We start from the raw sequence: 23,709 nt of genomic DNA on the forward strand, positions 1-23,709 counted from the left end.
TCGTCGACTATTTTCTTGTGTCTGCAACAGTCAGACCCGGCCGATTGACTTTTGAAGAGTTCGGCAAACGCGTGACGAGAGCGGATCGTCGGGAGGCCTGCTTTGCCCGATTCGGCATTTTATGCCATCATGCGGATGCGGACGAGCGGATGGATCGCCGGATCGGTCCCTCGAATCGCTGACGTGATCGAGTCGGGGCAATCGTCGTGCGAACGCCTTCACTGGATATGCGCTCCACTCCGGGAGCCGGCTCGCGGCCGTCGCGCCGGCAGGTGCTGCGCGCGAGCCTGATCGGCGGCATTGCCGTGTACGTGGCCCCGCTGGGCAGCCAGGCCTTTGCGTCGCTATTCGAACAACGGCTGCTGACGCGACCGGACTGGGGTGCCACTGATGGCGTCCTGAAATATCGAATCGACGGCACCTCGAAGGTCATTGGAGCGAAGGTGTTCGCACGCGACCTTCGCGCACGGGACATGCCGCATTGGCCGCAGCAGCAGTCTCACGCCCTGGTGCTCCGCACGACCAGAGCCGATCGCATCTACGCCGGCTTCGACCTGTCGCTGCTCGGCGACGACCTCAAGCCCGACCGCGTGGTGACAGCAGCGGATTTGACGCGCGACGGGCTCGCATTCCCTGACTTCTACGGCGAGGACACTCTGCTGCCGGAAGGCAAGACGCCGGCCTATCTGGGCCAGGCCGTCGCGATTCTGGTCTTTCATGATTTCGTCCGCTTCCGCTTCGCCAAGGAAAAGTTGCAGTTCAACGACGCCGTCATTCGCTACGGCGCGAGCACCGGGCCACTGCAGCGCGATCCATGGGGCACGTCCCGTTTCGTGCGGGTGGGCGGCAACACGCCCTACGACGATGACGTGTTTTCCTGCCTCAAGGACGGGCCGATTTCCCCCGGCTACGAAAAGCATGAGCCCGTCTGGCCCGCGCCGGCGCGCGACGGCGAACTTGGAGCGCGGGGCATGTACCACGCCACGGCCATCGGCGACGAGCTGGCGCAACCACCCGCCGAATGGGTTGTCCTGAAGCGCCGCTACGCGACGCAGTCGGGCGACACCGCGGCACTCGAGCCCGACAACGCCAATGGCTGGTACGATAGCGACAAGCAGGAACTGCACCTGGTCGTGCCGACGCAGTCGCCGCAGGAGGTGGCGAAAGGCGCGGCGACCATGCTGCAAAGCAGTCGCATCGGGTTGAAGCGGCTGTTCCTGTATCCCTGCTTCACAGTCGGCTATGGCGCGAAGGACAGTTGCAGCATGCCGTATTACGGCCTCATCGCCGCCGTCTACGGCGGCAGTCGGCCGGTGCGCCTCGCCAACGATCGGTTCGAGCAATTCCAGGCTGGTCTCAAACGGCACCAGCTCAGCATGGACTATACCGTGGCGATCGAGCGCCGCACCGGTTTGCTGCAGTCATTGCGGGCCGGGATCGTCGCAAATGGCGGGGGCCGCAAGAATGTCTCAGACCTTCTCATCAAGGTAGGCGCGACATCGCTTGGGTCGGCCTACTATTTCCCGAAGACCGATGTTACCGCGACCGCCATTGCGTCGCGCGCCGTCGATGCCGGCTCGGCGCGCGGCTACGGCGCTCTTGAAACCATGACGGCGACCGAACTGATGATGGACGATATCGCTGGCGAACTTGGTCTTGATCCCATCGAGTTCCGCCTGCGAAACGTACTGAAGACAGGAATGAGAAACACCCAGGGTGCGATCCCGACCGGCGTTCTGCGCGCCGAGGCGGTGCTGGAAAAAGCCCGCGCCCACGCGCTGTGGAGCGGCCGCGGCGCGCGCAAGCAGGCCTTCGACGCCGACCATCCCGGAAAATACTACGGGGTCGGCTTCGGCTGCATCCAGTGGCGCTTTGGAAATGGGGCGGAAGCCAGTCTCGCCAAGGTCGAGCTCGCGCCCGATGGACGCATCATGGTTTCCAACAGCGGTGCCGAGATCGGCACAGGCTTGTCGTCGGGACAGGCCGTGGCCTGCGTGCGCTGGCTGGGCCGGCCGGCCGATGCGGTCGAGCTTGCCGTCACTGACTGGTCCGATCTGCCGGTAGAAACGAGCGGCGATCCGCGAGCGATGAGTCAGGCAGATCAGGACCGCCTGGCGGAGAACCCGCGCTGGAGCCCCGCCTACGCGTCGGCGTCCAGTGCCAGCAACTCATCCTACTACCTCTCGCATACGACCCGCGAGGCGGCGCGTATCGTTTATGTCCACGGGCTGTTGCCAGCCGCGTTGGCGATCTGGACACGCGACGCACCGGCGGGATCGCGCGTGCCATCGATCGAGGATGCGCGCTGGCGCGATGGATCACTGACGGTCGAGGGCCTGGAGCCGCTGCCACTGGTCCGGCTGGTGCGGGAGGCGCATGCGCGCGGTCTCGTGGTCGGCGCAGCGGTGCACGGCTTCAACCGCTGGCGATGGGCCGAAGCCGACTTCGTTGTGAACAACGTCGCGGTACACGCGCCCGTGGACGCGCTGTCGGTGCGGTATGGCGAGGGCGGGGACGTGTCAAAGCCGGGTGCCCTACAAGGTCGCTATCACGTGCTCGACCGCCAGGCCGTGATCTTTCCGCCGACCCAGAACTACCACGCGATGGTTGGCTACTGCACCGCGGCCGGCACGCTGGCCGAGCTCGTGGTGGACGCGGCCAGCGGAAAAGTGACGCTGCTCTCGCACCACACGATCCTGGACTGCGGCACAATGCTGGTGCCGGACCTGGTGTCGGGCCAGATCCAGGGTGGCACCGCCACCGGCATCGGCCTCGCATTGCATGAGCACATGCCGCTCTACGAGGACGGTCCCGGCAACGGCACCTGGAATTTCAATCGCTATCACCTCCCGCGCGGCAGCGATGTGGCGGCATGGACGCAGACCGCTGAGATCTTGCAGCCGCTGTCAGAAAGCGAGCCGCCGAAGGGCATGGCCGAAGCGACGGTGATACCGATCATGTCAGCGATCGTGAACGGCATCGCGCATGCCATCGGCCATCGTTTCCGCACATTGCCGGTCACGCCGGACCAGATTCTGGCGGTGCTGGGATGAGCCTGCCGACCCGCCCGCTGACGGTAACCATCGACGGCCGGCAACGCGGCCCCATCGATGTGCCGGACGGCTTGATGATGATCGATCTGCTGCACGAAATACTCGACCTCACCGGGTCTCGCCTGGGCTGCGGCATCGGCATCTGTCATGCCTGCGTCGTGATCTGGGACCGGGACGATGGCACCAGCGAAGAGGTGCGGACCTGCATCACCGGCGCCGGATTCTTCGACGGAAAGCGCATCCGCACCATCGAGGGCATCGCCCGGCACAACGACAAGGGCGAGATCCTCTCACTCTCCCCGGTGCAGCAGGCCTTCCTCGACCAGTTCAGCTTCCAGTGCGGCTACTGCACGCCGGGCTTCGTCATGGCGGCCACCGTGCTGATCGAACGGCTCGCGCGCACGCCGGTGCCCCGTGGCCAGGTCGAGGCGACGGTGGCCGCGGCGCTGGAGGCGCACATCTGCCGCTGCACCGGATACGTTCGCTACTATCAGGCGGTGCGCGACGTGATCCTGGCGACGCCCGGCCTGACACGGGACGTGGGATGACCCTCCACCGCCCCGGCCGCTGGGCCTTGGTCATCGCCGCGGTGATCCTGATCGCGGTTATCGCCACTGCCGCGTTTGCGTTGCAGAACCTGCTGGCGGGAAAGATCGGCGGCCCTGTGCAGGTCGCCAACGCCTCTGCCGACGCCGTCACGCGCGGAAAATATCTGGCCGCGGCGGCGGACTGCGCCGCCTGCCACACGGCCCCGGGCGGCGCACCGTTTGCGGGCGGTCTGCCCATGCAGAGCGGCTTCGGCACGATTTACGCGACCAACATCACACCTGATCCCGATGTGGGGATCGGCCGCTGGAGCGCGGAGGATTTCTGGCATGCTCTGCACAGCGGCGTCAGGCGCGACGGGCGGCAGCTCTATCCCGCCATGCCGTACACGTCCTACCGCGACATGACGCGCGCGGATTCGGACGCAATCTATGCCTATGTGATGCAGCTGCGCCCGATGAAGGTGGCGGGCCCAAAAACAGAGTTGAGATTTCCCTTCAACCTGCGCCTCGGCATGGTCGGCTGGAACTTGCTGTTCCTGAGCGACAAGCTACCTGCGGTATCCACCGGTCGGTCCCCGGCATGGCAGCGCGGGCGATACCTGGTGAACGTACTGGGGCATTGCGGCGAATGCCATACACCGCGCGGCATCGCAGGTGAGATGAAGCTGTCGCAGTCATTGACCGGGTTTGCGCTCGGCCGCGTCGCTGCGCCAGACATCACTCCGGCAGCGTTGGCGGCCCGCGGCTGGACCGCTGCGGGTTTGCGTGCATTTCTCATGCGCGGGACCGCGCAGCAAAGCTGGGCCTTCGCGGACATGCGTACGGTGGTCGCGCTCAGCACCAGGAACATGACGGCCGAGGATCTCGATGCCGTCACAACCTATCTGCTCGGCGACGACCCGCTGCCAGTCCGACCGCCGGCCATCGATCCGGCGCAAGTCCGCGCGGCAGCAACTGGTGCGGGGCGACTGAGCTACGTGGCATTGTGCGCCGGCTGCCACGGCCTCGACGGCAACGGCGTACCCAATACGGTGGTCGCGATACGCAACAACAGCACGCCGCGCCTTGCTGATCCGCGCAATCTGATCGTTGCCATGCTGGACGGTGTCGGACGGAATAATTTCCCGCATTCCGAGAGCATGGAGGCGATGCCGGGATTTTCCGACAAGCTGAGCGATAGCGAGGCGGCCGAGTTGGCGAACTATCTGCGCGTCACCTTCGGTGGGCAGAAAGGCGACGTGACGGCGGCGGACGTGCGCGCGCTACGTGCACTGTCACCGTAACGCCGGCAAGGTCGGATGCTCAACATATCATCGGGTTATCCCCGTGGTCGCAAACTCCACCCGGTTGATCCGAGGGCACTGCCGCAAATGCGTGGTAGGCCGGCGCAGCGACTGATCGCTCGCGCTCGATGCGAGAGCTCGACCCCACGCTCTGTTCGGTGTGTCGATCGCTGGTGCGGTGCTCACGCGCCTGGAGCGGCGTGCTGAAGATTGCGGTGACGACCAGTCCGGTCAACAAGGCCTTGGACAGGACTGACCCGATGGGATTTTTTTTGAATGTAGTCATGGTGGCGGTTCCTTTCGATTTGGTGATCTCCCGCGAGGCAAGAGATCCGATCCACCACTCATAGACGTGCGTTGCCGCGTCCTTATTCCCAACTCACAAAGTAGTTTCCGAGGCGCGTACAATCTTCTCGGACACGAGACAGAGCTCCACGCCAGATTGGGTTGCCTGCATCGAACGTGAATAAAAGTTTAGCTGACCGAGAACCAGGCGTGTCCACGCAGTGCGAGGCGAGCCTTTCGAGGCCGTGACGGCGAGACCGAAAAAGCGCATGGACCCACAGCGCGTATAAGACCATATTACCCAGGCATCACTTTGTTCGAAGAGCAAGGGATTGATCGAATGTACGCCAACATTCTCTTGAGCACGGATGGGTCGGACCTCGCGCGAAAAGGCGTTGAGCATGGCATTGCCCTGGCGAAGGCCTTGAACGCCAGGCTGACGATCATCACGGTGACGGAGGCGCTGCCGGTCGACTATGGGAGCGGACACGCCTCTGGATGGATTCCGACCCAGGAGGAGGTTGACAGCTTCAACGCAGCCTGCAAAGCCCGAGCGGGTAAAGTGCTCGATGAGGCGCGCGCCATGTCGGAGCAGATCGGCACGCCTGCGGAACTCCTGCACGTTCCGAATGCGCACCCGGCGACTGCGATCATTGAAGCAGCAGAGTCGAGAGGCTGCGACTTGATCGTCATGGCCTCTCATGGGCGTCGCGGCCTCAGGAAGCTGTTTTTGGGCAGCCAGACATCCGAGGTCCTGGTGTACGGAAGTATTCCGGTGTTGGTCGTGCCGAAGCCGGCATAGGGACTTACCCGGCGCCGCCTGGCTGTTTCGCTGAGCTACTGTACAAGAAACGATGGCCGCTCTCTGGCGGCAGGAGAATTTGATGGTCAGTGAAAAAGGCCCGAACATCAAGAAGAAGCAGAAATGCAAGAATTGTGAAGGCAAAGGCTTACTCAAGAAGGGCGACAAGGTGGTGAAGTGCCAGCGCTGCAAAGGCACGGGGGTGCGGTGATATCGAGTTGATCACCGCTCCATGACCGGGGGATTGCGATGACGGTCCACTTCGCCAGCGATCGATTTTATTTTCGATCTGCGAAGCTGGATCGGGCCAAGGTCACGGCGTCACCAATTCGCCTTAGCGTATTGGCGTTGCGCAAGGTGCCGACGCCTTTCAGGCGCCCCGCGCCTAACGCCGAAAGCAAACGCGATCGCGATGGATCGCCCCTAAAATGGATCCAGAGATCGCCGCCGGCGACGGCAATTCGTTCATCGCTGACATAGTGCGCCAGGGCGTTTTCGCCGCCTTTCGGGATTGGACTGCGCATCACGCGAACGGCGACCCTTTGCGGATCGGCGGTCGCTTCGGCACGAAACGGGTTTGCGCGCAGCAGGCGTCGCCACCTTTCAGCGTTGCGAACGATAATTGCGACATGCTTGCCGAACCGCGCGTTGAAGGCGACTTCGAGATTTTTCTCCAACTCGGAAATCGACGCCTTGTCGCTCTCAAACGTCAGATTTCCCGTTGCACCGATGGTTCTGGGGTCGTGGAGGCCGAGTCCTTGCGCCATGGCACGCAGCTCGGCCATCGCCAATCGCCGGCCGAGCGGCAGAACCACACTGTAAAGCAGGGCCACGTAGGTCGTCATCGTTGGATGGCTCTCGTTTTCGGTCGGCTGTCCTAACCAGCTCTATCTTTCACAAGGTCAAATATCTTACGGGGTGCAGTCAAGCACTGTCACCGTAATAGCCCGCACCATGAAGCCACTGGTATTCCGGCCGGCAATATCAAGCCTCGTGCAGTATTCTGGGCGATCCATCACAGAAAGGTCGTGAGCTCATAAGCCAGCACGGCTCCGCCAAGACAGCGCCGCCATGGGTTCACCCCGCGGAAAATCTCGTCGAGGGCCCAAATGATGAGGCCGCCTTTGAACACGATGTCCAGGGCAATAGCGGCAGTGCCCGGCGGCTGCCAGACCCAGCGCAGGACACCGGCCACGATGACGACCCAGAGAACGAGGTTGGGGACCTGGGCGATCGTGATGTCACCGGTTTCGCGATTCCGAAAGAACCATTGCAGGAACCTGGACATGATCACGCTCGCCTCTCCGATCGCGAGGTTACTCGCATAATCCGGTCACCGCGATTGCGGCCGTCCCGATGTCTGCTATCGAGGGCCGCATCGAGTCTTTCGCGATTTCGGGAGATGATGAGGACAACGCTGGATTGCTTGCCATCGACGGGCCGCCCGCGCGTCCCGACGCATTGCGGATTTTTTCGATGGAGCAGCCACATCGAACAAGGGCGCCGTCGCCGGCGCCCTTCATCGCTTGCCGCTCAATCCCGGCTGCGATGCAGCACGTGCCGTTGCTGCTGCGGGGCATAGGCCCGCATCGGGTTGATACCGCAGCTCTCGTTGGTGCCGCTCGCGGTGGCACGGCACTGCTCATAGGTGGAGAACTCGCAATTGCCGGGGTAGCCCGATTGGCGGCCCTGCAGGCAATAATTGTCTTGCACCTCGGTTGCGGACGCGGCGGTAGAGGATGCCGCGACGGTCAGGGCGGAAACGGCCGCAAGGACGGCGATGGCAAGATGACGATGCATGGGGAACTCCTGTGTAGCGCTCGCTGGATGCGAGAACTCTCGTGAGCTAACGCTTCAGATCTCGAATGCTTCGCAGGCGGAGAGATTAAATCGCTGTTATGTGCCACAGGGGCGGCACGCCCGTGCTCCGCTCCACCACGCACTCCGCACCATCGATAACGCAGGGTGCGTGACGAAAATCCCTGATGGTGGCGGGCTTGTCGCCGACCCAGCACGTACCGAATTTGGTCCAGCCGGCCGGCGCGCGATCTTACAGCTCAGGCGGCCAGCCCGATCGCTCGGCTCGACGCAAGGACGACTTTACGATCAGGCGATGGAATGGCGCGATTCCCGCGATATAGGCCCGCCCTCCCAAATGATTGAAGGTCACGACCGTTGTGGCGACCAGTCGGCGGCACAAAGCGGACTCTTCAACCAGAACGGACAAACGGAAGTCGAGATGGCGATCGTCCTCACCAAGAATAATCTCATGACGACGCCGATCGTAGACCCGAAAGAAATCGATCCTGTCGGTCGCAACGTCATCGCGCAACTCAGACGATGTCTTGAGACCAAACCCCGCAACCAAAGTGTCCCTTAGAGCCACTAGCCAGCCAACCCACCGCGGCTGACCCATCAGCATATGGGTGGCGAGGCGCTCGGCATCGCCCGTCGCATGGCTCGGCAGATCGATCGCGAATGCGTCAGCGAAGCCCGCATTGGCGTAGAGCGGCTCGAGCACCGAATGTTGGGGCAAATCCACTCGAGCAACGCGCGCCATAGATGTTCCGCCCGGACTGAATGGAAGCGAAGAGGTGGTGGAGACCAATAGCACCTGCTAGCCTCACCAACAAGCGGCGAGGCCACTGGGCAGGTCGATGCCCCCTTCCCGCTCAGCGGTCATTGAAACTGAAGCGCAGACCACGCTGCCGGCCACGTACACTCAACCTCCATCCACCACGCACTCCGCATCATCGATAACGTAGGCTGCGTGACGAAAATCCCTGATGGTGGCGAGCTTGTCGGCGGACCAGTTCAACAGCATGAAATATTTCGGCCGCCCACTCGGCTCGTTCGGATCGAACACCAGGATCGCGGGACGTCCGTCGACCTGCCCCGTCACCAGGTGCCAGTCGCTGATCTTCGAATAATTGCCGAAATAGCGCGACACCTCGGCCTTGCCATTCAGCCTGGTGCGGTTGACGAGCTCGAGCCTGACGTCATCGGCGATCATGGCGCGGATCGCGTCGAAGTCGCGGGCATTGAAACGGCCGACATAGGCGTTGAGCCGCGTGCGGTCGGCCTCCGACAGGCCCGGCTGCGGCGCGTCGTCCGGCTCCCCGGCGAACTCACGCAGCTGCGTGCGCCCACGATGCAGCGCGGCCTTCACCGCCGGCAGGCTGAAATCCATGATGTCGCAGACCTCGGCAAGCGAGCAGCCGAGCACGTCCATCAGGATTACGCTGGACCGCTGCGCCACCGGCAGCCGCATGAAGGTGCGCAGGCTGGTCGCAGCGATCTGGCGGCTTTCCACGTCATCGAGCTGGTCGGCAATCATCTCCACCTCCTCAGCCGAATGCAGCGCCTCCTGCCGGTTGCGGCGGCGCAGGAAATCCAGCGCGGTGTTGTGCGCGATGCGGAACAGCCAGCCCTCCGTATTGACGGCGGGCGTGACCGATTGCAGCGCTCCCATCGCCTTGATCAGCGCATCCTGCAGCACGTCCTCACCGTCGATGACCGAGCCGACCATGCGCGCGCAGTAGCGATGCAGCTTCGGCCGCATCCGCGCCAGCAGCGCCTCGATATCGATGGTGGCCAGTGGCTCTGGCGCCATTGTTCCTCCGACTCGCCTGGTCAGGACTCGTCCAGCATACGGTAGTTGCCGACGATCCTCACATCACGAACCAGCGGCGGCTCGGCGCAGCGGTCGCGGATGCCGTCCTGGAACGCCTGAAACGCCCTCAGTTTCGGGATCGGGCTCGAGCCGTCCTCGGCCGCGGCCTCGACCAGATGGATGAAGGTGTCGTCCTCCAGCCGCAGCGTCAGATAGCGCACGCCGTCCGGCCCGGCCGCCTTCAATTCGGCAAATACGGCCGAAACTAGCTCGGCGTTCCTGTCGGCCAGCTCCGGCTTGGCCTTGTACCTGATCAACGTCCTTTTCATCGCGCGCTCCCTGCTCATGTCGCGACCTCCCGCATGGCTTTCCCAGACAACCGGTGCCCCGCTTTTCCGGATCAAGCTCGCGTCAATGGCCGCGTCATCCCCAAGGACGTTTGGCGGCCGGCGAAGGATGCGGCCCGGAAAAAAATATTTCGGGGCGCATCCTTTGCCCCTCCGGCCTCGTCTAGCCGGCAGAACGCGCCGCGACAGGGTGGCGCAACACACGGAGAGAGGGCGATGCAGACCCCGACCAATCGCGCCGAGAAGAACTGGGTGCTTGGCGTCACGGCGCTGGCATCCTTCATGATGGCGCTGGACGCCATGATCATTACGACGGCATTCGCGACCATCCGCGCCGAATTCGGCAGCCCGGTCGAGACGCTGCAATGGACCGTCAACGCCTTCAACCTGACCTTTGCCGTGCTGCTCCTGACCGGCGCCGCGCTCGGCGACCGCTTCGGTCGCCGCCGCATGTTCGCGGCCGGGATCGCCCTGTTCGTCGTTGCATCGGCGGCCTGTGCGCTCGCCGGCAACGCCACCGCGCTGATCGCCGCCCGCGCGCTGCAGGGCGCCGGCGCCGCGCTGGTGATGCCGCTGGCGATGGCGATCCTGAGCGGCACGTTCGGTCGCGAGGAGCGCGCCCGCGCGCTCGGCATTTTCGCCAGTATCACCGGCTGCGCGCTGATCATCGGCCCCGCCATCGGCGGCTTCATCACCGAACATTTCGGCTGGCGCTGGGTGTTCTGGATCAACCTGCCGATCGGCCTGATCGCGATCGCCCTCGTGCTGGCACGCTTGCGCGAAAGCTTCGGACCGGCTGCCGCATTGGACATCCCCGGACTGTCGCTCGTCGCCCTCGCGGCGCTCGCGCTGGTCTGGAGCCTGTTGCGCGGCAACGCCGTGGGGTGGGCGAGCGCCAAAGTCATGGGCACGCTGATGTCAGGCCTGGTGTTCACCGCCGGCTTCGTGCTCTGGGAATTGCGCGCGGCCGCGCCGATGGTGCCGATGCGGCTGTTCGCATCGCGGGCGCTTGCCTCCGGCATGTCCGCCAGCGTCCTGTTCTACGCCGCGATGTATGGCGTCTTGTTCCTGCTGCCGCAGTTCCTGCAGACCGCGCTGGGCTTCGACGCCTTCGGCGCCGGACTTCGCCTGCTGCCCTGGACCGCGACGCTGTTCGTCACCGCCCCGATCGCCGGCGCGGTCGTCAACAGGTTCGGCGAGCGGCCGCTGGTGGTGACGGGATTGCTGATGCAGGCGATCGGTCTTGGCTGGATCGCGGCGATCGTGGGCCCCGCGGTTGCCTACTCCGCTCTCGTCGCTCCGCTAGTGCTGGCCGGCGTCGGCGTCTCGATGGCGATGCCGGCGGCGCAGAACGCCGTCCTGAGCTCGGTCGCGGTGGCAGAAATGGGCAAAGTGTCCGGCATCTTCAACATGGGCCGCTTCCTCGGCGGCATGTTCGGCATCGCTGCACTGGTGGCGAGCTTCTCGGCCAACGGCGGAGTCGATTCGGCCGCGCATTTCGAGCGCGGATTTGCCGCCGCGATGAGCCTCGCCGCAACGCTGTCGCTGGCCGGCGCGATTGCGGGGCTTTTCCTGCCGGCACGGCGACGGATCGCCAGCGCAGCCGCGCAGCAAGATGCGTGACGCGCACAGCGGCGGATACCGCACCATTCACTGTTCGCCCTAATCGAACAGTGAAGCCAATTCCGGAGAGATTATCCAACCATACTGCCCGCCTATTATCTCCCTCACCAGACAGGGAGACCCACCATGACCATCCAACACCCACGCACGGCCATCGTCACCGGCAGTTCGAAGGGCATTGGCGCCGCGGTCGCCGAGCGGCTGGCGCGGGACGGCCTCGCTGTCGTCGTCAACTATGCAAGCGGCGCTGCGCCGGCCGAGGCGCTGGTGGCGAAGATCAAGGCCGCCGGCGGGGCGGCGATTGCGGTCAAGGCCGACATCAGCAAGCTGGCTGACGTGCGCGCGCTGTTCGACGCGGCCGAGACGGCGTTCGGCGGCGTCGACGTGCTCGTCAACAATGCCGGGATCATGAAGGTCGCCCCATTGGCCCAGACCTCCGACGAGGTATGGGACCAGACCATCGCGATCAACCTCACCGGCACCTTCTATGCGCTGCGTGAAGCGGCGAAGCGGCTGCGCGAGGGCGGCCGGATCGTCAATTTCTCGACCAGCGTGGTCGGCCTCTATCAGCCGACCTATGCAGCTTACGCCGCGACCAAGGCCGGCATCGAGGCAATCACCCACATCCTGTCGAAGGAATTGGGGCCGAGGCGCATCACCGTCAACGCGATCGCGCCGGGCCCCGTCAACACCGAGCTGTTCCACAACGCCAACCAGCACAACATCTCGCCGATCATCGACCGGACGCCTCTCCATCGTCTCGGCGAACCCGACGACATCGCGCGCGCGATCTCGTTCCTGGTCGGGCCCGACGGCGGCTGGATCAACGGCCAGATCCTGCGCGCCAATGGCGGCATCATCTGAAGCCGCATCGTCTGGAGATCATGACCATGAGCGATGCGATCACGGGCGGGGCTCCGCGGCGCAGCCCCGCGTCCTGCTGTTGCCTGGCTTGCGCAATGTCTACGAGATCGCCAATCCCGTTTCCTATGCGGTTCTGCGCGTTGCCTTCGGATTGATCCTGTTCACGCACGGCTTGCCGAAACTGCTCGGCGAGTCCCACGGCGCCATGGCCAATCCGTTCGCGAGCTCCATCAATTTCATCACCAATTCATTGCATTTTCCGGCCCCGGTGGCGTTCGGCTATTTCGTGATGCTGCTGGAAACCATCGGGGCCATCATGCTCGCCGCGGGGCTGTTCACTCGCCTCGTCGCGCCGATGGTCGCCGTGCAGATGGCGATGATCTGCCTGATCCATTACCCCAAATGGGCCTGGATCGATCGCGGCATGGAGTACCCGTTCCTGATGGGCCTCGTTGCCCTGCACATGTCGTTTCGAGGCGGCGGGCGATTTTCCGCGGACCGCTTGATTGGACGGGAGCTTTGAAGGCACGCCGGGCGGCCCTGCCCGCTCCCGCCGTTCAATCCCCCCGCACACAACGCCACAGCAGATCGGCGATCTCGGCGCGGCGCTGCGCCCTCGCCTTCGGCGAGGACATGTCGAAGGCGAATTGCGCCTCGAAGGTGTGACGGTTGGCGACCGCGAAGAAGCTCAGCGCATTCAGCGTCATGTGCAGCTCGACCGGATCGATGCCGGGCCGGATCGCACCGCAGGCCGCGCCGCGCTCCAGCACCTTGGCAATCTGGCTGATGCTCGGCTGCGTCATCTCCTTGAGCCTGCGGCTGATGGCCATGTGCCGTCCGCGATGGATGTTCTCGATGCTGACGAGGCGGACGAATTGCGGATGGTCCTGGTGGAAATCGAAGGTGAACTCGGCAAGCCGGCGGATCGCAGCCTCCGGCTCGAGCGCCTCGAGATGCAGATCCTCCTCGGCGGCGCGCATCTCCGCATAGGCCATCTCCAGCACCGCGGTGAACAGCTCTTCCTTCGAGTTGAAGTAGTAGAAGATCAGCCGCTTGGTGATGTTGGCGCGGGCGGCGATGGCGTCGGTGTTGCCGCCGGACAAGCCGTTCTCGGCGAACTCCTCGAAGGCGATGTCGAGGATCTCCTGCCGCGTCCGCTCGCGGTCACGCCGCTTGATCGGCACCGGCTTCGCCGCCCGGACGGGCTGCTTCTTCACACCTGGCATCTGGCCCTTTGGTCCTTCGCGGCGGCCTGTCGCGGCCTCGCCCTTCCTCCATAGCGCAATCGCGGGCACTTGACATCAATTATCCGATTGGATAATTATCAATTAACCTATGGATTAATTAGGAGGGAGGAGACACATGCGCTTGATCGGCGACCGCCGCGCCAGCTCCCGACAGCAGCGACTGCCGGGAATGCCCGTGCAGGGACGCAGGCCATGACCGCGCTCGGCCTTGCCCACCTCACCGCGTTGGAGCTTGCGCCCACGGCGCTGGTTGCCGAGGCGGCGCGGGCCGGGTTTGCCGCCGTCGCGCTACGCTTCATCCCGGCAACCATCGACGGGCCGGCCTATCCGACGCAGGTCGGCACCGAGGCCCACCGCGCGCTGAAGCGCGTGCTTGACGGCGAGGGCGTGCGGGTCAGCGACATCGAGCTGGTCCAGCTCAAGCCCGCCATCGACATCTCCTCGCTCGCAGCCTGTCTCGAAGCCGGCGCCGATCTCGGCGCCACCGCGATCATCGCTTCGGGCGACGATCCGGATCGGTCCCGGCTCAGCGCGCGTTTCGCCGAGCTCTGTCAACTCGCCGGCTCCTTCGGCTTGCGCGTCGACCTCGAATTCATGCGCTGGCGCGCGATCGGCAATTTGGCGCAGGCCGCGGCGGTCATCCGCGACGCAGGGCAGACCAACGGCTCCATCCTGGTCGACGCGTTGCACCTGGCGCGCTCCGGCGGCCGCGCCGCCGATCTGATCCCGCTTCCCGACCATTGGCTTCGCGCCGCGCAACTCTGTGATGCCGCCGCCGAAGCGCCGGCAACGGACGCGGCCGTCATCGCCGAGGCGCGCGCGGGACGGCTACCGCCCGGCGACGGTGCTCTGCCCCTCGGCGCACTGCTGGAGGCACTGCCCACTGATGCCGCTCTCAGCGTCGAGATGCCGTTGCCGGCGCTCGACGCAAGAGAGCGGATCGCCACGGCGTTCAATGCAACCAGGAACCTGCTCGAAGGCCACGCTCGCGGCGCCAGACGCCGCGACTGTCACGGCTGGGCCTAAACCCAACGGAATGCACGAGATGACAAAAATCAGGATTGGCGTGATCGGCGCGGGATTGATCGGGCGCAAGCATCTGCGCAAGCTGGCCGAGCACGGCGATTACGAGCTCGCCGGCATCGCCGATGTCAACGCCGAGCAGGTCGCAGCCGAGCAGCCCGGCGCACGCGTCTTCGCGGATTACCGGAAGCTGCTCGACGAGGCGCGGCCCGAGGCCGTGATCATCGCATCGCCCAATCAGCTCCACGCCGAGAACGGCATCGCATGCGCGCGGGCCGGCATCCATATCCTGATCGAAAAGCCGGTCACCGATACGCTCGAGACCGCCGCCGGCCTGATCGCGGAGGTCCGCAAAGCCGGCATCCGGTCGCTGGTCGGGCATCACCGTCGCCATCATAGGCAGGTGAAGGCGCTCAAGGCGCTGCTTGGCGAGGGCCGTATCGGAGATGTCGTCGGCGTCTCGGCGATCTGGGCCACGCACAAGCCGGCCGACTATTTCAAGGCGGCGCCCTGGCGGTCGCAAGCCGGTGGCGGGCCGATCCTGATCAATCTGATCCACGAGATCGACTTCCTGCGCTTTGCGGTCGGCGAGATCGTCGCCGTGGAGGCCATCGCCGCGAACCGGCAGCGCGGCTTCGCGGTCGAGGACACCGCCGCCGCACTGCTCGAGTTCGAGAACGGCGCGCTCGGGACGTTCTTCCTCAGCGACTGCGCGGTGACGCCATGGACGATGGAACAGGGTCTCGGCGAGGCGCCGGAGTTTCCGTTCAGCGGCCAGAGCAGCTACCGCCTGATGGGCCGCCGCGGCGCGATCGAATTCCCAAGTCTCGATCAATGGACACAGGAAGGCGGCGCGCAGGACTGGAACAGGCCGATCCGGGCGCAGGCCAATCATGCGGCGTCGATCGATCCTTACGTCGCGCAGCTCGATCATTTCCGCGACGTGGTGCGCGGCGTGACGCCATCGCTGCAACCGGTCGAGGACGGCGCACGAAGCCTGCTGGTGACGCTCGCGATCGCAGAGGCCGCGACTGCGCGACGGCGCATCGACCTGCGCGAGCGCTACGCGGCGCTCGGGCAAGGCGAGCAGGCAACGACCTAGTCGGACAGACGCGAACGGGCCAAGCCACGCCAAGAGGGCGGCCCGGCCACGCCAAGAGGGCGGCCCGGAGGGAGGAGCGAGGTGAACTACAAGTTCGATTTCGGACCCGTGATCGAGGGCCTGCCGGAGCTACTCTGGGGCTGTGCCGGCACGCTCGGCCTGGCGCTGTCGGGCATGGTGCTGGCGCTGATCATCGGGATCGGCGGCGTGCTGCTGCGCGATTCCCGGCTCGCGCCGCTGCGCTGGCTCGTCATCGCCTTCGTCGAGGCGATCCGCAACACGCCATTCCTCGGCCAGATCTACTTCGTCTTCTTCGCGCTGCCGATGGTCGGCATCCGCCTCGATCCGACGCTGACCGCGATCATCGCGCTCGGCGTCAACGGCGGCGCCTATGCGATCGAGATCATTCGCGGCGGCGTGCAGTCGATCAACAAGGGGCAGGTCGAGGCGGGACTGGCACTCGGCCTGAGCCGGACGCTGATCTTTCGCCTGATCGTGCTGAAGCCGGCGCTGCGCGCGATTTTCCCCTCGCTGACCAGCCAGTTCATCATGCTGACGCTGACGACGAGCATCGCATCGGCGATCTCGGCCTATGAGCTGACCTCGGTCGGACAGGCGATCGAGACAAATACGTTCCGCAGCTTCGAGGTCTATGGCGTCGTCACGCTGCTCTATCTCGCGATGTCGTGGATGCTGATGCAGATGTTCGCGCGGATCAACGCGCGCTTCCTGCTCTATCCCGTGAAGTGAGGACGGCGCATGGACAAGAACCAGTTCCTGTTCCTGCTCAGCGGCCTGAAATGGACGCTGGCGCTGTCCGCGATCGGCTTCGCGCTCGGCTCGGTCGCCGGCCTCGGCGTCGCGCTGGCACGTACGTCGGGCCGGCGCTGGCTCGAACGCGGCGCGGCCGCCTACATCGCGCTGTTCCAGGGCACGCCGCTGCTGATGCAGCTGTTCGTCGTCTATTACGGGCTCGCGCTCGCCGGGCTGAAGCTCGATCCCTGGGTCTCCGTCTCGATCGGCTTCACCCTGCATGCCGGCGCCTTTCTCGGCGAGATCTGGCGCGGCTCGATCGAAGCGGTGCCGCGCGGCCAGGTCGAGGCCGCCAAGGCGCTCAGCCTCGGCTATCTCGACCGGATGAAGGATGTCGTGCTGCCGCAGGCGATCCGCATCTCGCTGCCCGCGACGATCGGGTTCCTGGTGCAGCTGATCAAGGGCACCTCGCTTGCCGCCATCATCGGCTTCACCGAGCTGATGCGCGCCGGGACCATCGTCTCCAACCAGAACTTCAAGCCGCTGCTCGTGCTCGGCCTGGTCTGCGCGCTCTATTTCGCGCTGTGCTGGCCGCTTTCGCTCTATGGCGCGTGGCTGGAGCGGCGGCTCGTCACCGCCGCACGATGAGGAATTCAACACAGAGGAGGGAATGATGACCAAGAGCAGGACAACCCGGTTCAATCGCCGCCACATGCTGGCGCTCGGCGCCGCCGCGATCGCCTCGCCGTTCGTGTTGTCGCGCGCCGCCTACGCGGTGACGCCTTCGGAGATCAAGGCGCGCGGCAAGGTGCTGATCGGGATCCAGGGCGACAATCCGCCCTGGGGGTTCGTCAATTCCTCGGGCAAGCAGGAGGGCCTCGATGCCGACCTGTCCGAGCTGTTCGCAAAAGAGCTCGGCGTAGCCACAGAATTCACACCGCTGGCCGTCGCCAATCGCATCCCGGCGCTGACGTCGGGACGCGTCGACATCCTGTTTGCGACCATGGCGATGCTGCCCGAGCGCGCCAAGGCGGTGCAGTTCTCGAAGCCCTATGGCGCCAACATCATCACCTTCATCGCGCCGAAGGAGATGGAGATCAAATCGCCGGCCGACATGGGCAAATACGTCATCGGCGTCGCGCGCGGCAGCGTGCAGGACACCGACGTGACCAAGGCAGCGCCGCCCGGCACCACCATCCGCCGCTTCGACGGCGATGCGCCGACCATGCAGGCGCTGCTGTCCGGGCAGGTGCAGGCGGTGGGCGGCAACATCTTCTACGTTCCACGCCTCAACGAATCCAAACCCGGCACTTACGAGAACAAGCTCGAATTCACCAAACTCTATAACGGCGCCTGCACGCGGCTCGGCGAGAAGGAGATCAACGCCTTCGTCAACGGCTTCATCGACAATATCATCGCCAGCGGTGAATGGGCCAGGATCTATCCGAAGTGGATGAACAACCCGCTGCCGGCCTTTCCCGACAGCATTCCCGGAATCCCCTTCACCGTCAGCTAAGGGAGAGTGCCATGTCGGTCGCAGCCAAGTCGGTCGCAATCACGGCGGACACGATGATCGCGATGCGCGGTGTCAACAAATGGTACGGCACGTACCAGGTGCTGACCGACATCAACCTGGCGGTCCGTGCAAGCGAGAAGATCGTGCTGTGCGGGCCGTCCGGGTCAGGCAAATCCACCCTGATCCGCTGCATCAATGCGCTGGAGAGTTACCAGAAGGGCGAGATCGTCGTCGACGGCGTCCATCTGGGCAGCCAAGGCAAGGCCGTCGATGCGGTGCGCCGCGAGGTCGGCATGGTGTTCCAGCAATTCAACCTGTTCCCGCACATGACGGTGCTGGAGAACTGCACGCTGGCGCCGATCCGCTCTCGCGGCATTCCGCGCCCGGCGGCGGAGGAGACCGCGCGGCGGCTGCTCGACCGTGTGAAAATCCTCAACCAGGCGGACAAATACCCGGCGCAATTGTCCGGCGGCCAGCAGCAGCGCGCGGCGATCGCCCGGGCGCTGTGCATGGAGCCCAAAGTGATGCTGTTCGACGAGCCGACCTCGGCGCTCGACCCCGAAATGGTCAAGGAGGTGCTCGACACCATGATCGGGCTTGCGACCGACGGCATGACCATGATCTGCGTCACCCATGAAATGGGCTTCGCCCGGCAGGTCGCCGACCGCGTGATCTTCATGGCGGAGGGACGGATCGTCGAGGAGGCGGAGCCGGAAATCTTCTTCAAGGCCCCGCAGCACGAGCGCACCAAAAAATTCCTCGGCGAAATTCTGCCGCATCATTGAAGCCGTGCCGGCGCAGCACGACGGCGGACCGGTGTCCACCCTTGCCGGACGCCTCAAGCCTCTACCCGATACAGCCTCCACCGCTCCGGCACGCCCTTGAGCTGGTGCATGCCGTGATCCCTGAAGCTGATCGTCGATTGCGCCTTCAGCAAATCCTTGACCGCGCTCGAGACCAACACTTCGCCGGCCCGCGCTTTCGCGGCGACGCGGGTGCCGATATGGAAGGCGAGACCGACCATTTCGCCGCCGCTGATCGTGTACTCGCCCGCATGCAGGCCGACCCTGATCTCTAGCCCCAGCGTGCGCACGGCCTTCTGGATCGCGGTCGCGCAGCTGATCCCGGCAGCCGGCGCCTTGAACGTCGCCAGCACGCCGTCGCCCGTCGTCACGACTTCCTTTCCGCGCGAGCTCTTCAGCTCCTTGCGGACGGCTGCGTAATAGTGGCCCATCACCTTGGTCCAGCGCGCATCGCCGAGCTTCGCGGCCTTTGCGGTGGAGCCGACGATATCCACGATCAGGATGGTGGCGAGCGCCTGCTTGAGATCGGTGCCGCGCTCGGCGGATCGGCGCTGGAGCGCGATAACTCCGGCCAGCGGCTCATAGCGATGGCTACGTCGCCGCCCGATCGCGGCCTTTGCGTAATCCTGGGCACGTTGCGCCGTGCCGCACCGAATCGTCTTCTCCTGCGGCGTGCGCGTCCAGTAGACCTTGCGCCCGGCGCCGGTGCCTTGGACCTCCACGGCGCCCCACTTCAGGAAAACCGCCGAGCCGACGCGCCTGACACACCACGCCTTCGACGTGTATCCCGATACGTTCGACTGATGGACTCCGATGCGAAGGAATTTTGGCATGAACGCGCGGCCAGTCGAAGGAACGTTTGGGCGGACCTGGGACCAACGTATTCGCACATTCCTATATTGGCAACAGGGCTCCTCGCACCCTACGCTCCCCTGCGCGCCTCCTGCTTGCCGATCGAGCAGCGCCACGCCGCAAGACGTTCGGCTGGGTGCTGCGTCATCCATTCGGCAAGCTGTGGCGCTCCCATCAGACAGGACTGCATCGTCACGTCAGCGAAATCCGAGGTCGTGACGATCTGCTCGCGGCAATCCGTCGGCGACGCGAGGCTGCAGAGCACGGCAATGATCTTGATCATGTCACAAGAGCTCCTTCGACGTGCTCGGGCTCTGCGTCGCCGCCCGAGTGGTCGACCGCGGCTCGACGGGCCGCTCGCCGTCGGGATCGGCCGGCGGAAACACGGCGTCATAAATGGCGCGTGCTTCGCGGATCAGCCGCGCACGCTCGCGCTCGGCCCTTGTGACCAGTCGAACAACTTCGCCCATATCGGCTCCACGGGTGGCAAGAGAGGAAACTGACCAGACGGCCCTGCCCTGGTTGGGCGACCGGCTCGCCGCGCAACCCGCAATCACGGGTACGATTCGTATCGCGTGCCGGCCGAACGCGCCGATGACCTCGCCGCATCGACGCTTGATGCCTTTTCGGCGCGCCGCTGATAGTCATTGGCCAGCATCTCGAGTCGGGCCGCGACCGCGATGTCCGTCATGGTCCGGGCCGCGCGCAGCAGGCTCTGCGCCGTCTCGAGATATTCCTTTCCTCGTTGTGACATCTGCATGGTCATAGGCGCCTCGCGCGGTTTTCTGAGAACATGTCGACAACTGACGGAAATCGACCAAACCAGTCGCGCTCACCCTGCCGGCGTGCCGCCAAACGTTCGACGCACTTTTTCGAGCAAAGGGGCTTTCGCCAAGAGTAGTAGCGGACCAGGCCAAACTTGCCGTCGCACGCGGCACAGCGAGCGGTTCGACTTCCAGAAACTTGGGAACAGTTTGGCATTGGCGTCTCCTCTTGTGGTCGCGTCCGATGTGTCGATCACCTTTTCTGTTGCATCGAGGCAGCCGCATCGACTGTCCTCGACCAAATCTTGCGGCACCAATCGCAACGCCGCCAGTGAAGCCAACCTAGCCGTCCTGCGCGAACATATCTTTCAACAACGCGTCCGAATTGCCCATAAGCACGACTTGTGTCGCGTGCAGCGGACGTACCCCGGCAATTGTGCGTTTTGCGCGATCGCCCGATTCCGGAACAGGATCGACGTCACAGCGACGGACGCATGCACCGTCAATCACGGCACATCGAGGCCATGACGGGCAGCGATGGCGACCGTTCGGGGACCGCCGGCGTGTGCGGGACGATGGCAAGCTCGGCGTTGCCAATGAGGGGCGGGATTTCTCCGCACGCCGCGCAATTGGCGGCGCGCGGGTCATCAACGATCTTGCGTCAGCGAGATTTCAACGATCCGGCGGCGACGAGCATCCCGCCTCAACCGTGAAACGCAAACAGCTCGATCGGATCGCTGAAACCGCGCACCTCGTATTTGCCGACATGCTCGAGCTCGAACTCCCGCTCGACCAGCTCGGCGAACGCGCGCGAGAGCAGCACCGGTCGTCCCAGCTGCTTGGTCAGGGCTTCGAGACGGGAGGCCATGTTGACGGCGGGACCGATGACGGTGAAATCGAGCCGGCTGGACGATCCGATATTGCCGTACATGACGTCGCCGACGTGGACGCCGATGCCGTAATTCAGCGGCGCGCGGCCGGTCCCGTTGTTCCGTTCGTTCAGCGCAGCCATGGCCTGCCGGGCTTCAGTCACGGCGCGAAGCAGATTTGCGCAGGCGCTGGGCTCGCTGAGCGGGAAAATGGCGAGCAGGCCATCGCCGATGAATTTCAGGATTTCGCCGCCGTGCCGCACGATCGGCTCCGACATCGCGTCGAAATAGTCGTTGAGCAGATCGATGACGTCATCGCGCGGCCAGTTGTCGGAGATCTTCGTGAAATCGCGGAGGTCGCAGATCATGATCGCGGCACGCACGGTGGTGCCGGTGCCGCGCCGGGTCGCGCCGGCCAGGATCAGCTCGCCGGCATGCGACCCGACATAGGTCTCCAGCAGCGTGCGCGCCAGACGGTTCTTGATGCGGATCTCGCTGACCAGCGCCAGCACCGGCAGCAGGTTCTTGAGCGCAACTAGATGCGCGTCGTCGAAGCCGCCGGGGCGATCGGTCGCGAAGGTGACGAGATGGCGCTTGCCGAGTGTGTGATGGAGCGGCCAGGCGACGTAGTCGGTCAGACCTTTCGCGCGCATCTCGTCATAGACCGCGTGCCTGCGGCCGAGCGACGGATCGCCTTCGAGGTTCTCGCGGAGTTCGCTCGCACCGTCCAGCATTTCGCTGACAGGGCTGCCGATGAACTCGGATCGCTCGAGCACGTCGAAGTCGACCCGCGAGATCTTCGCCTCGCGCATGCCATCCAACCACATGAAGGCGGCGCCGAGCCATTGTGGATGCTGGATCCGGACGTGCATCGTCGACCGCTTGAGCGGAATGCCCGCCTGCTGGAGGCGGATGCACATCTCGGCAAAGATGTTGTCGATGAAGCGCTCGTCGCGCGTGCCGTTGGTCAGCCAGTCGACGACGCCGTCGGACAGCGTGGTGGGGCGATTTTGGTCTGGCGCGGTCATATCCTGCCCGTTCATATCGTGGCTTGCGCGGCGGTCCGCATGATCAGGGCAGATATCGTGTTCCGGCGCCGCGGCGTCAACCTAGCCAGGTGCATGGATTATGCGCATTCGCCCGGCGGTTGCGATCTAGCCGACGAGCTGAATCGAGCCCAGCACCGCCAGCCCCGAGACGAGTCCCAACCTGGACGCCTCGGTCAGCTCGACCTTCAGCGTGCAGCCGGTGGGGATGACAATATCTTCGCTATTGAGACGAATGCTGCAATCGCCGGAAACCGCGTAAACCAGATGCGTGCCGGCGGACAAAGGCCGCTCGCCGGGTTCCCTGAGTGCCAGCAGCTCGATCTCCGCCGCGCCGCGTCGGGCCATCAGGTTGACGACCTCGACGGGACCCGCCTCGAGTGCGGTCACGATCTCGAGCTCGCCCGGGAAGCGCACCGTCGTAAAAGGTTCGCGCTCGTCGAAGTCCTGGCTGGGCGACTTCAGCACGAGCCCGTGCCCGCCGACGACCATTTGCAGCCGGTCGATGCCGGGCATGTAGGAGAAGGGACCGGGCGCCACGATCGGCGTGGACGCAAAGCGCCAGAGCAGGCTGTCCCAATCCTTCGCCGGCGCGTCGGCGCGATGCGCATCCGCGATATCGGTGAAGATGCCGCCACCGTTCTTCCAGGGCGAGCGGGTGTAGTCTTCGGACTTCAGCAGCGTGGTTTTCATGTCTTGAGTTTATCCGGGAAGGCATGTGGCCGAGATCGCCCGCGCATCATGCGCGGGTTGGGCCGGCTTTGCCAACCGGTTTCACCAGCGATGAATTGCCGTCACGCCTTGGCGTCGAGGTTCAGCCTGGTGCTCAGCTCGTTGACGAGCGAATCCACGAACTGGTTCTGATAGGCGGAGATGCCGTTGAAATAGACCGGGCCGCCGGACTGCACCAGCAGGCCGCCGCCGGACACTTCGGCATCCTTGGCGCCGCTCTCGGATTTGGTGTCGAGCTGGCCCATGGCGTCGTCGAGCTGCGCGGCGGTCTTGTCGTCCATCTCGCCATTGGCCTGAAGCGTGGCGAGCAGCGCCTGGTAGGCACTGCCGAGATCGGCTCCCGTCCCCGTCTCGGCGGTGGCGGAGAAGCTGCCGTTGGTCTTGCCGCTGTAGCTCTTGTAGGTCAGCGTCTCCGTGGTGGTGCCGTCGCTGTTGGTCCGATTGTCGAGCAACAGCTCGAACGCGTTGCCATAGGCGCCCGTCGTCAGCATGTTCGGATCGTTCGGATTCTTGTTCTTGCTCGCGCCTGTCTTGTCGGAGCCTGCGGTCCAGTTCGGCGGGACGGTGTACCTGACGTTGGTCAC

General features: G+C 64.7%; 28 protein-coding genes. 14 read left to right on the forward strand and 14 right to left on the reverse strand.

Translation table 11 applies throughout. The features are described from left to right. Window positions 1–272: 272 nt before the first annotated feature. The 5 genes from OWC48_RS37370 to OWC48_RS37390 all read left to right on the forward strand — a co-directional run bounded on the left by OWC48_RS37370 (window position 273) and on the right by OWC48_RS37390 (window position 6,182). Window positions 273–3,053, forward strand: coding sequence for a molybdopterin cofactor-binding domain-containing protein (locus tag OWC48_RS37370; protein ID WP_282524475.1), 2,781 nt, complete (start codon window positions 273–275; stop codon window positions 3,051–3,053). Then, window positions 3,050–3,601, forward strand: coding sequence for a (2Fe-2S)-binding protein (locus OWC48_RS37375; RefSeq protein WP_282524476.1), 552 nt, complete (start codon window positions 3,050–3,052; stop codon window positions 3,599–3,601). The genes OWC48_RS37370 and OWC48_RS37375 overlap by 4 nt, the downstream gene beginning before the upstream one ends. After that, a complete protein-coding gene (locus OWC48_RS37380) occupies window positions 3,598–4,884 on the forward strand; it encodes a cytochrome c (RefSeq protein WP_282524477.1) in 1,287 nt (428 codons plus the stop codon). The genes OWC48_RS37375 and OWC48_RS37380 overlap by 4 nt, the downstream gene beginning before the upstream one ends. Window positions 4,885–5,509: 625 nt before the next feature. Then, the gene (locus tag OWC48_RS37385; RefSeq protein ID WP_282524478.1) at window positions 5,510–5,971 is read left to right on the forward strand and encodes a universal stress protein; all 462 of its coding nucleotides are present in this window, start codon (window positions 5,510–5,512) and stop codon (window positions 5,969–5,971) included. Between the two features lie 52 nt (window positions 5,972–6,023). Next, window positions 6,024–6,182, forward strand: a complete 159-nt coding sequence (locus OWC48_RS37390; protein ID WP_282524577.1) for a hypothetical protein — start codon at window positions 6,024–6,026, stop codon at window positions 6,180–6,182. 67 nt (window positions 6,183–6,249) lie between these two features. On the opposite strand, the gene OWC48_RS37395 is transcribed toward OWC48_RS37390, so the two are convergent. The 6 genes from OWC48_RS37395 to OWC48_RS37420 all read right to left on the reverse strand — a co-directional run bounded on the left by OWC48_RS37395 (window position 6,250) and on the right by OWC48_RS37420 (window position 9,913). Continuing rightward, a complete protein-coding gene (locus OWC48_RS37395; RefSeq protein ID WP_282524479.1) occupies window positions 6,250–6,816 on the reverse strand; it encodes a DUF1697 domain-containing protein in 567 nt (188 codons plus the stop codon). Between the two features lie 170 nt (window positions 6,817–6,986). Then, window positions 6,987–7,259, reverse strand: a complete 273-nt coding sequence (locus tag OWC48_RS37400) for a hypothetical protein (RefSeq protein ID WP_282524480.1) — start codon at window positions 7,257–7,259, stop codon at window positions 6,987–6,989. Between the two features lie 245 nt (window positions 7,260–7,504). Next, entirely contained in the window at window positions 7,505–7,771 is a 267-nt protein-coding gene (locus OWC48_RS37405) for a DUF3551 domain-containing protein (RefSeq protein WP_282524481.1), read from the reverse strand. 250 nt (window positions 7,772–8,021) lie between these two features. After that, the gene (locus OWC48_RS37410) at window positions 8,022–8,531 is read right to left on the reverse strand and encodes a DUF2867 domain-containing protein (RefSeq protein WP_282524482.1); all 510 of its coding nucleotides are present in this window, start codon (window positions 8,529–8,531) and stop codon (window positions 8,022–8,024) included. A 162-nt stretch (window positions 8,532–8,693) separates the two neighbouring features. Further along, window positions 8,694–9,584, reverse strand: a complete 891-nt coding sequence (locus OWC48_RS37415; protein WP_282524483.1) for a sigma-70 family RNA polymerase sigma factor — start codon at window positions 9,582–9,584, stop codon at window positions 8,694–8,696. A 20-nt stretch (window positions 9,585–9,604) separates the two neighbouring features. After that, window positions 9,605–9,913: a hypothetical protein gene (locus tag OWC48_RS37420; RefSeq protein ID WP_063986663.1), complete on the reverse strand. Its 309-nt coding sequence runs from the start codon at window positions 9,911–9,913 to the stop codon at window positions 9,605–9,607. 234 nt (window positions 9,914–10,147) lie between these two features. Here OWC48_RS37420 and OWC48_RS37425 point away from each other — a divergent pair, with 234 nt between their 5' ends. The 3 genes from OWC48_RS37425 to OWC48_RS37435 all read left to right on the forward strand — a co-directional run bounded on the left by OWC48_RS37425 (window position 10,148) and on the right by OWC48_RS37435 (window position 12,941). Next, window positions 10,148–11,554 (forward strand): DHA2 family efflux MFS transporter permease subunit, encoded by a 1,407-nt coding sequence (locus tag OWC48_RS37425; RefSeq protein WP_282524484.1) that lies wholly within the window; start codon window positions 10,148–10,150, stop codon window positions 11,552–11,554. Between the two features lie 126 nt (window positions 11,555–11,680). Then, complete coding sequence (locus OWC48_RS37430) at window positions 11,681–12,418, forward strand: SDR family oxidoreductase (protein WP_282524485.1); 738 nt, start codon at window positions 11,681–11,683, stop codon at window positions 12,416–12,418. A 79-nt stretch (window positions 12,419–12,497) separates the two neighbouring features. Continuing rightward, window positions 12,498–12,941 (forward strand): DoxX family protein, encoded by a 444-nt coding sequence (locus OWC48_RS37435; protein WP_282524486.1) that lies wholly within the window; start codon window positions 12,498–12,500, stop codon window positions 12,939–12,941. Between the two features lie 34 nt (window positions 12,942–12,975). Here OWC48_RS37435 and OWC48_RS37440 read toward each other — a convergent pair whose 3' ends face one another. Beyond that, window positions 12,976–13,644: a TetR family transcriptional regulator gene (locus tag OWC48_RS37440; RefSeq protein ID WP_282524487.1), complete on the reverse strand. Its 669-nt coding sequence runs from the start codon at window positions 13,642–13,644 to the stop codon at window positions 12,976–12,978. 213 nt (window positions 13,645–13,857) lie between these two features. Between OWC48_RS37440 and OWC48_RS37445 the strand changes: the two genes are divergently transcribed. From OWC48_RS37445 to OWC48_RS37470, 6 genes are all read left to right on the forward strand, one after another. Next, window positions 13,858–14,691: a sugar phosphate isomerase/epimerase gene (locus OWC48_RS37445; RefSeq protein ID WP_282524488.1), complete on the forward strand. Its 834-nt coding sequence runs from the start codon at window positions 13,858–13,860 to the stop codon at window positions 14,689–14,691. 19 nt (window positions 14,692–14,710) lie between these two features. Next, entirely contained in the window at window positions 14,711–15,790 is a 1,080-nt protein-coding gene (locus OWC48_RS37450; protein WP_282524489.1) for a Gfo/Idh/MocA family protein, read from the forward strand. Window positions 15,791–15,871: 81 nt separating this feature from the next. After that, window positions 15,872–16,540 carry an amino acid ABC transporter permease gene (locus tag OWC48_RS37455; protein WP_166082181.1) on the forward strand — a complete coding sequence of 223 codons (669 nt, stop codon included), beginning with the start codon at window positions 15,872–15,874 and terminating at the stop codon, window positions 16,538–16,540. Between the two features lie 9 nt (window positions 16,541–16,549). Then, on the forward strand, window positions 16,550–17,191 hold the full coding sequence (locus OWC48_RS37460) for an amino acid ABC transporter permease (RefSeq protein ID WP_282524490.1): 642 nt from the start codon (window positions 16,550–16,552) through the stop codon (window positions 17,189–17,191). 25 nt (window positions 17,192–17,216) lie between these two features. Next, window positions 17,217–18,059 carry a transporter substrate-binding domain-containing protein gene (locus tag OWC48_RS37465; RefSeq protein WP_282524491.1) on the forward strand — a complete coding sequence of 281 codons (843 nt, stop codon included), beginning with the start codon at window positions 17,217–17,219 and terminating at the stop codon, window positions 18,057–18,059. 11 nt (window positions 18,060–18,070) lie between these two features. Beyond that, window positions 18,071–18,844, forward strand: coding sequence for an amino acid ABC transporter ATP-binding protein (locus tag OWC48_RS37470; RefSeq protein WP_282524492.1), 774 nt, complete (start codon window positions 18,071–18,073; stop codon window positions 18,842–18,844). Between the two features lie 53 nt (window positions 18,845–18,897). On the opposite strand, the gene OWC48_RS37475 is transcribed toward OWC48_RS37470, so the two are convergent. The 7 genes from OWC48_RS37475 to OWC48_RS37505 form a co-directional block, all read right to left on the reverse strand. Continuing rightward, entirely contained in the window at window positions 18,898–19,695 is a 798-nt protein-coding gene (locus OWC48_RS37475) for an adenylate/guanylate cyclase domain-containing protein (protein WP_282524493.1), read from the reverse strand. A gap of 89 nt (window positions 19,696–19,784) precedes the next feature. Next, window positions 19,785–19,997 (reverse strand): hypothetical protein, encoded by a 213-nt coding sequence (locus tag OWC48_RS37480; protein WP_282524494.1) that lies wholly within the window; start codon window positions 19,995–19,997, stop codon window positions 19,785–19,787. A 1-nt stretch (window position 19,998) separates the two neighbouring features. Continuing rightward, window positions 19,999–20,184 carry a hypothetical protein gene (locus OWC48_RS37485; RefSeq protein ID WP_282524495.1) on the reverse strand — a complete coding sequence of 62 codons (186 nt, stop codon included), beginning with the start codon at window positions 20,182–20,184 and terminating at the stop codon, window positions 19,999–20,001. Between the two features lie 83 nt (window positions 20,185–20,267). Next, window positions 20,268–20,480, reverse strand: coding sequence for a hypothetical protein (locus OWC48_RS37490; RefSeq protein WP_282524496.1), 213 nt, complete (start codon window positions 20,478–20,480; stop codon window positions 20,268–20,270). A 701-nt stretch (window positions 20,481–21,181) separates the two neighbouring features. Next, window positions 21,182–22,375 (reverse strand): adenylate/guanylate cyclase domain-containing protein, encoded by a 1,194-nt coding sequence (locus tag OWC48_RS37495; protein WP_282524497.1) that lies wholly within the window; start codon window positions 22,373–22,375, stop codon window positions 21,182–21,184. Between the two features lie 126 nt (window positions 22,376–22,501). Next, window positions 22,502–23,086 carry a HutD family protein gene (locus OWC48_RS37500; protein ID WP_282524498.1) on the reverse strand — a complete coding sequence of 195 codons (585 nt, stop codon included), beginning with the start codon at window positions 23,084–23,086 and terminating at the stop codon, window positions 22,502–22,504. A gap of 101 nt (window positions 23,087–23,187) precedes the next feature. Then, window positions 23,188–23,709: a hypothetical protein gene (locus OWC48_RS37505; RefSeq protein WP_282524499.1), complete on the reverse strand. Its 522-nt coding sequence runs from the start codon at window positions 23,707–23,709 to the stop codon at window positions 23,188–23,190.

This window comes from Bradyrhizobium sp. Arg816 (assembly GCF_029989365.1).
Classification (GTDB): Bacteria; Pseudomonadota; Alphaproteobacteria; order Rhizobiales; family Xanthobacteraceae; genus Bradyrhizobium.